The sequence below is a fragment of the Streptomyces sp. NPDC043896 genome, from assembly GCF_056435605.1.
This window is the reverse complement of the sequence record NZ_JBWKEE010000058.1, coordinates 1-3,451: the sequence shown is the minus strand read 5'-3', so window position 1 is coordinate 3,451 and position 3,451 is coordinate 1. Positions and strand designations below refer to the sequence as shown.

Annotated in this window: 2 protein-coding genes; one reads left to right on the top strand and one right to left on the bottom strand. The window is 71.1% G+C overall.

All coding sequences use genetic code 11. The features are described from left to right. The first annotated feature begins 164 nt into the window (after positions 1-164). Positions 165-1,586 carry an SMI1/KNR4 family protein gene (locus AC069X_RS37390; RefSeq protein ID WP_478736076.1) on the top strand — a complete coding sequence of 474 codons (1,422 nt, stop codon included), beginning with the start codon at positions 165-167 and terminating at the stop codon, positions 1,584-1,586. Between the two features lie 181 nt (positions 1,587-1,767). Here the strand turns inward: AC069X_RS37390 and AC069X_RS37385 are convergent, their stop codons facing one another. Next, complete coding sequence (locus AC069X_RS37385) at positions 1,768-3,018, bottom strand: MFS transporter (protein ID WP_478736074.1); 1,251 nt, start codon at positions 3,016-3,018, stop codon at positions 1,768-1,770. Positions 3,019-3,451 lie beyond the last annotated feature (433 nt).

Genomic DNA, 3,451 nt, shown 5'->3' with positions numbered 1-3,451 from the left:
GGGACCCTGTGGGAGAGTAGGACGCCGCCGAACAATCATTGTGGGAAAGCCCCGCACCTTCTGGTGCGGGGCTTTTCTGCGTTCACGGGCCATTTTCGGCGGGCTCTTGTCTCGCGCGCGCCGATCACCTTGGCTGGGTCAACCCTGATCTCCCGGAGGAACCCGTGCCCTCGCTCCACGACCTCGAGACCTGGGAGCCGGTGTTGCGGCTGCTCCGGGCGGCCAACCCCGAAACCCTGGCCGCCGGCGGACACGTCTCGGGGCACATCCACCGCGAGGGCGGGTTCACCATGCCGTGGCGGAGGCAGGGCCGGGGGAGGGCCGACTTCCAGCAGCTGCAAGCCGTCACCGCGGTGGTGGGGGGAGTGCAGAAGGCCCTCGCGGACGCGGACGCGCACGGCGTCTCGTTCGCGGCGGAGATCTCGCCGGCCGGGAAGGCCGTACTCCACGTCCTCCGCACCGGCCCAGCCGTGGAGGGCGGGATCGCCACCGCCCACCAGGGGACGCTGGTCCTGGTGCAGGACGCGCTGCCCGAACCCTGGCGCAGACTGCCCGACCCGATGCCGGGCGCGGTGCCGGCGCCGTCCGCGGATCCGTCGCTACTGGAACGGACACTGCGCGGCCGGCTCCCGGATGCCATCGGGGCGACGGAAGCGGAGATCACCGCAGCGGAAGCGCGGCTCGGCCTCGTACTGCCGGACGAGCTGAAGACGCTCTACCGCGTCACGCGGGCACGCCGGGATGACTGGGGCGACCAGGACCGCGAGCGGTACGGGACGGCGATGCGCGTCTTCCGGGCCGTCGGATGCGAACCGGGTTCCCTGGACGACCTCCGCATCGCCGATGCCTCCTCCCGTCCGGCGGACTGGGAGGCCGCCGCGACGAGGGCCGTGGTCACCCCGGCCGACGCGCCGGTCCAGGGGCTGGTCGGGTCACCGGGCTGGCTCGTCTTCGGCGACAGCGGGGGCGGCGACCGTATCGCCGTAGACCTCACGCCCGGTCCCGGCGGGTACATGGGACAGATCATCATGCTCCACCACGAGCAGTACCTGGGCGCCGAACTCCTCGCCGACTCCCTCACCGACCTGGTGACGGGCCGGGGACGGCGGTGGCGGAGCGTCCGGGGCGGCGAGCAGCCGCCGGCCGTGGTCCGGCTGGATCCCGGCGACCCGGAAGGCGTCGAGGCGGCCGCCCACCCGGACCTGGAGGTCCTGGAGGTCCTGGAGGTGCGGGAGGCCCGGGCGTTCCCCACCACCGGCCACCGGGAGAGGAGACCGCTCAGCCTCTCCCCCTTCAACGGCCTGCCCCGCCTGCGAACCCTGACCGCGGCCCCCGGCACGCTCGCCGACCCGCTGGAGATCGCCGGGCTGACGCAGCTGGAGTTCCTGGAACTCGGCCCGGACGACTGGCGCGCGCTCCTCGACGCCGGCGCGGTCCCCCGCGGCCTGCTGGCAGCCCGCATCAGGGCACGGGGCGACCTGTGCCCCCTGGCGACGGCGAACCTCGCCAACGAACTCCTCGCCCTCCGGGACCGCCCCCTGATCACCCGCACCGTCCTCCGGGCCGACCTGGGTCCCCGGCCGTGACGGAACTGCCGGCTTTCCCCCGTCACCCGGATCCCGTGGCCACCGGCGCCGTCGTGCGCTCGTAAGCCCCGCACGTCTGCTGCGGGCAGACGCGGGGATACGCCTACGCAGGCCCGGAGTTCGCGCGAGGCATACACACCGTTCCGTGCCGCGCGGAAGGCTCCTGGCACGTACTCCGCGGTCATCTGCTCGCCTCCGCGGCGACGCCCGGCTGCGGCCGGGTCCGCATACCCCAGCGGGCAAGAGAGGGGCCGGCAGCACCCAGCGTTGCGAAGAACAACGCCAGCAGCAGCCAGCCCACCGTGCCGAGGCCCAGCACCACCGTGGTGAGGATCGCGGGAGCAAGAGCCTGGCCGGCGTTGAAGCCGAGGCCGAGGACACCTTGGTACTGGCCCTGGGCATGGCCGGGGGCAAGACCGAAACCCAGGGCGAAGCACGCCGAGGACTCCCAGACCTCTCCCAGGCTATGGACGAAGATCGCCGCCAGGACCAGTCCTGCTGCCGCCCAGACAGGGGCGTACGCCGCCAGCGCCATCATCGGACAGCTGACGAGGAAGAGCAGCCCCGCCGTGCGCAACGCCCTGCCGCCGTCGTACGGGGTCTCGATGCGAGAGCCGATCTTGGTCTGCATCAGTACGCAGAAGACGGAATTGAGCGCGAACAGCGCGGCCACCGTCCAACGCGGCGCTTCGGTGTGCTGGGAGATCCAGATCGGCAGGAGCAGGGAGACCACCGGGTACTGCAGTCCCATGGCCCCGTAGAGGGCGGTGAACATCAGGAACGGACGGTCCGCGAAGACGAGCCAGCGCCGCTGCCGCGGCGGCGCTGCCAGCACCGGATAGCGGGGCAGCAGGAGCAGAAGCGCCGCGCACAGGGCGAAGCTCCCGGCGTTGCCGAGAATCAGCGTGACATAGGCGGTGCGGGTGCCGGCGGCCAGCGCCAGCCCGGCACCCACCGTTCCCAGGACGACGCCCAGGTTGACGAAGGTGCGCAGCTTCGCCCGGAACATGGCCGGTCGCTCACCCCCGACCCGGGCCACCAGAGCCCCCCACGCCGCCCCTCCGATCGCCGCGGCGATCTGGTCGACCGTCGCGACGATCGTGAGCGCGGCCCAGCTCTCGACGAGGACGAGGGCCGCCATCGATACCGCTTGGACCGCGAGGGCCAGCATCATGACCACGCGGGCGCCGCGCCGGTCAGCGAGGTGACCCCCGGGTATCCCCGCGCACAAGCCGATCGCTCCGGCGATGGTGAGTGCGGCGCCGACCTGCACCGCAGGCAGGCCCACGACCAAGGTGAAGTAGAGCGCCGACGCCGCGTTGAACAGGCCATTGCCGACCCGGTTGACGAAGGTGGCGGCGACCAGCACGCGCTCCGGCCTGCTGTCCCCCGCCATCCGGCCTATTCGACCTGTTAAGCCGCCGTTGATCACGGGCCGCAGGCTAACAGCCCGAGCGTCCCGGCCCCGGAGCTGTCGGTCGTCCTCGCGGACCGCCCTGGAGGCTTCGGGCGTGAACATCCTCAGCGCCGGCGGACCCGGCTCGGAGCAGAGCGGAGCCAGGTGTGCGGGTGTGCGGTGGTCCCCAGGCGCCCAGCTCGTTTTGACACCTCAGGGGCAGGGTTGTAGAGTCAAACGGTTGCCTCGAACTGGACAAGTTCGGCAGCCACCACTCCACAGGGAATCTCTCCCGGGTGGGGTGCATTCGACTCTCCATTCGGAAACGTTGAAGCCGGGAAATCCGGTGGAAAACTTCTGATAGAGTCGGAACCGCCGGAAAGGGAAAGCGCGAAAGCGCAGGACCTCGAAAGCACCGAGGAAATCGGACACGAAAGAGTCTGATAGAGTCGGAAACGCAAGAACACAG